This is a genomic window from Bradyrhizobium sp. Ec3.3, assembly GCF_000472925.1.
In the GTDB taxonomy this organism is placed as follows: domain Bacteria; phylum Pseudomonadota; class Alphaproteobacteria; order Rhizobiales; family Xanthobacteraceae; genus Bradyrhizobium.
Map to the genome: position 1 here is coordinate 1 of NZ_AXAS01000133.1, position 5,270 is coordinate 5,270.

7 protein-coding genes are annotated in these 5,270 nt (G+C 62.3%); 5 read left to right on the plus strand and 2 right to left on the minus strand.

Annotated elements, in window-relative coordinates; translation table 11 throughout:
• Nucleotides 1-716: 716 nt before the first annotated feature.
• The 4 genes from YUU_RS60790 (at nucleotide 717) to YUU_RS0145465 (ending at nucleotide 2,863) form a co-directional block, all read left to right on the plus strand.
• Nucleotides 717-941 (plus strand): hypothetical protein, encoded by a 225-nt coding sequence (locus YUU_RS60790; protein WP_198031977.1) that lies wholly within the window; start codon nucleotides 717-719, stop codon nucleotides 939-941.
• Between the two features lie 590 nt (nucleotides 942-1,531).
• Nucleotides 1,532-2,080 carry a recombinase family protein gene (locus tag YUU_RS0145455; protein WP_035665201.1) on the plus strand — a complete coding sequence of 183 codons (549 nt, stop codon included), beginning with the start codon at nucleotides 1,532-1,534 and terminating at the stop codon, nucleotides 2,078-2,080.
• Nucleotides 2,081-2,094: 14 nt separating this feature from the next.
• Nucleotides 2,095-2,355, plus strand: a complete 261-nt coding sequence (locus YUU_RS0145460; RefSeq protein WP_027528070.1) for a DUF1811 family protein — start codon at nucleotides 2,095-2,097, stop codon at nucleotides 2,353-2,355.
• 259 nt (nucleotides 2,356-2,614) lie between these two features.
• Nucleotides 2,615-2,863, plus strand: a complete 249-nt coding sequence (locus YUU_RS0145465; RefSeq protein ID WP_156944942.1) for a hypothetical protein — start codon at nucleotides 2,615-2,617, stop codon at nucleotides 2,861-2,863.
• Between the two features lie 36 nt (nucleotides 2,864-2,899).
• Here the strand turns inward: YUU_RS0145465 and YUU_RS0145470 are convergent, their stop codons facing one another.
• Nucleotides 2,900-3,286 (minus strand): hypothetical protein, encoded by a 387-nt coding sequence (locus YUU_RS0145470; protein WP_027528072.1) that lies wholly within the window; start codon nucleotides 3,284-3,286, stop codon nucleotides 2,900-2,902.
• Between the two features lie 1,026 nt (nucleotides 3,287-4,312).
• Here YUU_RS0145470 and YUU_RS0145480 point away from each other — a divergent pair.
• The gene (locus YUU_RS0145480) at nucleotides 4,313-4,603 is read left to right on the plus strand and encodes a hypothetical protein (RefSeq protein ID WP_027528074.1); all 291 of its coding nucleotides are present in this window, start codon (nucleotides 4,313-4,315) and stop codon (nucleotides 4,601-4,603) included.
• A gap of 376 nt (nucleotides 4,604-4,979) precedes the next feature.
• On the opposite strand, the gene YUU_RS58015 is transcribed toward YUU_RS0145480, so the two are convergent.
• Nucleotides 4,980-5,270: integrase core domain-containing protein (locus YUU_RS58015; RefSeq protein ID WP_198031978.1), on the minus strand; the 291-nt coding region annotated here is incomplete at its 5' end.

Below are 5,270 nucleotides of genomic sequence, written 5' to 3' on the forward strand. Positions count from 1 at the left end.
TGTGACGTGGGTCACGGCGCGAACGAACCCAAGAGAGCCACACTCTTCTCTTCCTAAACCATTGCAGGAGCGAGAATGAGCAACGAACTTCACGAACTATCTGTCGACGATCTCGATGAGGTCAGCGGGGGCATCGCGTATGGCCCGTCCATTACGCCAAGCATCCCCATCCCGCCGCCCGTGCTGGCGCTATTGGGGGGGCTCTTTGGGCCCAGCCCGCAGCCCGGGCCCGTCCCCGTCGACACGCGACTTCAGCGTTCTTAATGCAGGCGGCGCCTAAAGCGCCGTCTGCAAAGCACCTTACCGGCACTTGGATCCCAGGTTGGTGCTGCAGCGGGCATTCGAAAGGGGTAATCCGCCCTTGTAATTGATTGAGTCAGAACCTTCGCTCATCCTCGCAAGCTCTAACGCCTCTCGCAGAGTGATGAGGCGAGCCATGCACGTTCCAACGTTGGGCGATGTGTTTCTTGTGTCCGCGATCACAGGCCTGGCCCTCCTGATCGAGATCGGCATTTTCATCGTTTTTGGTCTGATCTGAGCCCCGGGAACTGCTGCTGATAGTCAGCAAAAGGACAATAGTCATGAACAAGCAAGCCACCTCCCTGACAATCGCTGGGGCTATTATCGGTGCGGCTGTGGTCGGCTGGGTTCCCGCCACATCGGCCGCGCCGGTATCGTCATCCGTGACGGCCTTCAAGCAAGCAACTCTCTCTGATGTGACTGATGTCTACTATCGTCGCTATTACGGTCGTCGTATCTACCCGGGGGCTGCGATTGGCCTTGGCGTCGTGGGTGCTGCGGCTGCGGCCGCCGCCGTTGGGTCGGGCTATTACGGGCCGGGATACGGATACTACGGACCGGGTTACGGCTATTCGGGCTACGGGCCGGGAGCCGGATACTACGGCAGCCCTTATCCCTACCGGCGCTACTATCCGTACTAAGCAGCACAAAGGATACGGTGGCCGCGCGCTCTGAGCGCCTTCTACGATCTTGATTGAGATCGAAGGGGGGTGTGGGTGCCATCACTGCTGTCCCTCTCGCGTTTCGAGCAGCGCATGATCCGGCCCGTTCAACCCCCGTAACGCATAGACGGCTGGGAGAAAAAATTCCTGCACCCCTCCGCCGCCCCTACCGGACGGCCGGCCGCCGTCGCGCTTGCGGCCAGCCGCCAGCTCGAGCCGCCACCCCTGGGGGCGGAAAGTGGCGGCGAGTGCTCACCGGCCAATAACGTCGGAGCGCGACCACCGGGGGGCTTGCGATTTGCTCGGATCTTCTCACCCGGCGATCGCGTCGCGGGGTGCTACCCCCGCCTTCTGCTACAACGTTGCTGGTGGCTGCCTCGTTCATCCATCGGGCAGATTTTCCCGCCTAGAAGCTTCTCATCACAAGCCTCGATCTCCAGCGCGTCGGCCTGTGCGCGGTGCGCGGCCTGTAATTTGTGAAACTTGTAAGTTTTGCAAGAAACCGCTGGACGTGGAAAATCAGCGTGTTACACTTTGCGAAACTTATTTGCGAAATGGAGCGCGCGCAGATGGCCATTCTCGGATATGCTCGCGTCAGCACCCAGGACCAGCACCTCACCGGCCAGCTCGAGGCCCTGAAAGCCGCCGGCGCTGAGACGATCTACCGCGAGAAGATCAGTGGAGCCCGGGCTGATCGGCCGCAGTTGGCTAAGCTGATGGCCTCGCTGAAGGCCGGTGACGTCGTCCTGGTCAGCAAGTTGGATCGGCTCGGCCGCTCGACTCGTGAACTGCTCGACCTGATGGAGCGCATCGGGAGGGCCGGCGCCGCGTTCCGCTCGCTCGGCGACCCGCTATGGGATACCTCAAGCTCGCAGGGCCGTCTTCTGTCGACGCTGCTCGCAGCAATTGCCGAGTTTGAGCGCGACCTGATCCGCGAGCGCACCGGCGACGGCCGGAAACGCGCCCGGGCCAAGGGCGTCAAGTTTGGCCGTAAGCCCAAGCTGTCCGACTACCAGCGGCAGGAAGCGATCAAACGTCGCGCCGCGGGCGAGACATTGGCGTCCATCGCCAAGTCCTACGCGGTCGACATCAGCATGATCTCGCGCCTGGCCGAATGAGGGTGGGCCGACCCATGACCAATTTGGTGCAACGATTGCAATCCGAGCGATCCCCGCTCTGCCTCGAGGCAGCACGCGAGATCGAGCGCACGGCCGCGATGCTGCGCGAGGCAAAGGCCGAGATCATTCGTCTGCGCGATGCCAAGCGCCGCGCTATGCAGGTCGCTGACGAGCGCGCGAAAGAGGTGGTCGACCTACGCATGCGGCTCGCCAAGTCCTACGCGGTCGACGTATCGATGATTTCGCGGCTGAGCCGAAAGTCTACGGATCATTAACAGCGCAACGCGCGCATCGCTACGCCGCGACCCCGGCCACTCTGGGGCTGGACAGCGAAATGGTCCATGGTCGGCCGGCTGTCGACTCAAGGGGCGCTCGGTCCAGCCGGCGCGGGTAGCTAACGGTTGGTCGGCAGCGCGGTCACGCGCCAGCGGCTCGGCCCCCCTCTCCGTGATGCTCGTCACGGCGCCTGCGCGAGCATCGGGCGAAATTCCGAGCGTCGGCGGAATGGTCCGCACTTGAAACGAAGGCCGATCCATGATCGCTGCTACCCTTCCGAACCCCTTCATGGACGCGCCACTGACCTCGCTCGAGGATCAGATCGAGAATGTGCAGCTGAAACTCAATCGCATGGGCCGCATCGCGGAGACCGGCCGCGATTTCGCGGCGATTGCCGAGGTCGAGGCCCGCGAACTGATGCCGCTGCGCGCGCAGCGCTCAAGCGCCGTGCGGCCGGCGAGACACTGGCCGGGATCGCCAAGTCATATGCCGTCGACGTCTCGATGATCTCCCGGCTGCGCTAAGGAGCCCCGCCCCCAAGGGTCAGGTCAGCGATCCTGGCGCGAAGCAGTATGTGGTCTTTGCGCCGGCTTGTCCCTCGTTGTACCACCACACCGCGGTGCCGGTCGGGTTTGTGCCGGATAGCACCTTGTAGGACTCGACGTGGTGGGCGTCCGGGGTGCCGGGGCTGATCGTCACCGAGCCGTCGGAATTGAGCACGTAGTCGCCGTAGTAGCGGTGACCGTCGGCATCATTGCAGCACCAGCCGCCGAACGCGTTGTGCTGCGACCGAAACCACTCGCTGATCTCGGGTGAGTTGCCCTCGCGGGGACCGCCCTTGGCGTGCAAATCTGTGACCATGACGGCGATCAGCATTATCGGCGCGATCGCCAGCGCCATGAACATACGGTTGCGGTTCTCGTCGGACATGAAAAAGCAGAAGCAAGAAGCATACCAAAGCACCTTGCCCCCTGCAGCGGGCTTTGCTTTTGGCAGGATATCCCCGCGCCGTGGAAGTGGCGGCCCGGCACACAGCCCCCGCCGAAGAATGTGCCGAGCCTAGCCAGCCAGTCCGCCGCTGGTCAAATCATGACCGGCTAGGTGCGATAGTGGGGCAACAATGTGACTTTGGAAATTGCACGGCGGCAACACCTGTTAGGTTTTTCATTCTGAACGATTGGCGCCATGGATCGGTCGCCAACAAGCCAAAATCACGACGGTAAATCCTTACGTCTCGGGCATCGATCGTCTCCGCGCTGGTCCGACCGAAGCCCCTGACTCCCCGCTCCATCGCTAATTAGCCCCCAGGCCTCCAGCGATGGAGCGGGCTACTGCGCGCCCGCGATAAGACGGCCGTTCCGGCCCGCCTGCGCGCTTCCACCTACCGCCCCGCAGGTAGACAGCCCCGCCGCCAAAACGCGCTGTACGGCCCCGACAACACACACACGATGTTTGACGCCATCAATTCGATGTTGCTCGACATGCTCGCTGCCGTTGCTCGCAAGGACTACGAGGACCGACGGCGCCGGCAGACGCAGGGGCAGGCCAAAGCCAAGGTGGAGGGCCGCTATAGGGGCCGTCCAGAAGGCGCAGAGCGCAATGAGGGCATTGGCCGCATGGATCGCCGCAGGCCAATCCTGGAGCAGCATACAGGCCGCTACGGGGTGCAGCCGCGCGACGATTGCCAAGATCGCGAAGCGCATAAAGTCGGCAGCCTAGGACTAGTCGGCTGCCCGCCGCGGCTCATCCCAGATCTCAATGGGGTGTTCGCCGCATGTGTTTTCCTTCAAGTACGGGACCGGGCAGCAAGCCGCGTCACGTCATCGGTCCCGGCGCAGCACAATGACGGGCAGGGTTTTTACGACACTTATTGGCCGGCCCTGCCGCCCCTTGTACCCGCATCGCAAATCCAACCCTTGATGCGGCAAACAGGGCGAGAAGGAGGGCCCAAACTAGATGGTCATGTGGAAGATCATCACTCGTGCCGCGATGGTCGCGACCGTGATGGTGATCATTGCAGCTGCCGAAGCGAAAGCGGACGGCGGCGCGAGTGCCGGTGCTGCTGTTGGCACCTGGGTGCTCGAACGTATGAAGGCCAACAGCGAGAGCGCCAAGGACGAGTCAACGGTCCTTGGTAAGATCGTCAAGCCAGGGACGGGCATCAGCGTTGACGCCATCAGGGAGCACGGCATCCTTGGTGGTCCGAACAGCGTCCTGCGCAAGCCGCTTGGCACCCTGTTCAAGTAGCTTGTGGCCCAAACGAGACACCCGGCCAGCACATTGCTGGCCGGGTTTGCCTTTTCAGAGTGCCAAGTATTCGCCGCTGATCTGGAGCCGCGCGGCTTAACGGCTCCATCGCCGCTTGGGCTGGCCCCATCGCCTCTTGGGTTGGGGCCGCTTGCGCCGTCCCCAGAGGTCAACTCCCATGGAGGCGAGAAGCACGGAGAGGAGCGCTGAAATGACCATGAAGCTGATGAGCGCGATCCAACCCTGCCACGCGTGGAAGATGCGAGGCTCGATGTGATGCTCGATAAATCCGACGAATGCGAACGCGCCGAAAAAAGCGAGGAAGAATACGGCCCCAAGCGCTCCTCCGCGCCCGCCAAGCTGTGCCTACCGTAAATCACATCCGGCCATATTGATGGTGCAGTCCGCCTAGGATCGGTCGGCATACGATATTCCCGACTCGCTCAACACCGCGAGGAACCGGGGCATCCTTGTTCAATGACAAATGACTGCGCGTGGCGTTGTAGTAATCTTTGTACGATAGCAGAACGTGGCGCAGATGTCGTTCGCCGAAGACTACGACATGATCAATGCATTCCCTCCGGATTGAACCGATCAACCGTTCTGCATAGGCGTTTTGCCAGGGTGAGCGGAAAGACGTCGGGCGGTCTCGAATGCCGATCGACCG

What these genes read in the sequence shown, in the direction of transcription:
- YUU_RS0145480 (WP_027528074.1), top strand. Translation starts at nt 4,313, where the DNA reads ATGGTCATGTGGAAGATCATCACTCGTGCCGCGATGGTCGCGACCGTG.
- YUU_RS0145460 (WP_027528070.1), top strand. Translation starts at nt 2,095, where the DNA reads ATGACCAATTTGGTGCAACGATTGCAATCCGAGCGATCCCCGCTCTGC.
- YUU_RS0145465 (WP_156944942.1), top strand. Translation starts at nt 2,615, where the DNA reads ATGATCGCTGCTACCCTTCCGAACCCCTTCATGGACGCGCCACTGACC.
- YUU_RS0145470 (WP_027528072.1), bottom strand. Translation starts at nt 3,286, where the DNA reads ATGTCCGACGAGAACCGCAACCGTATGTTCATGGCGCTGGCGATCGCG.
- YUU_RS0145455 (WP_035665201.1), top strand. Translation starts at nt 1,532, where the DNA reads ATGGCCATTCTCGGATATGCTCGCGTCAGCACCCAGGACCAGCACCTC.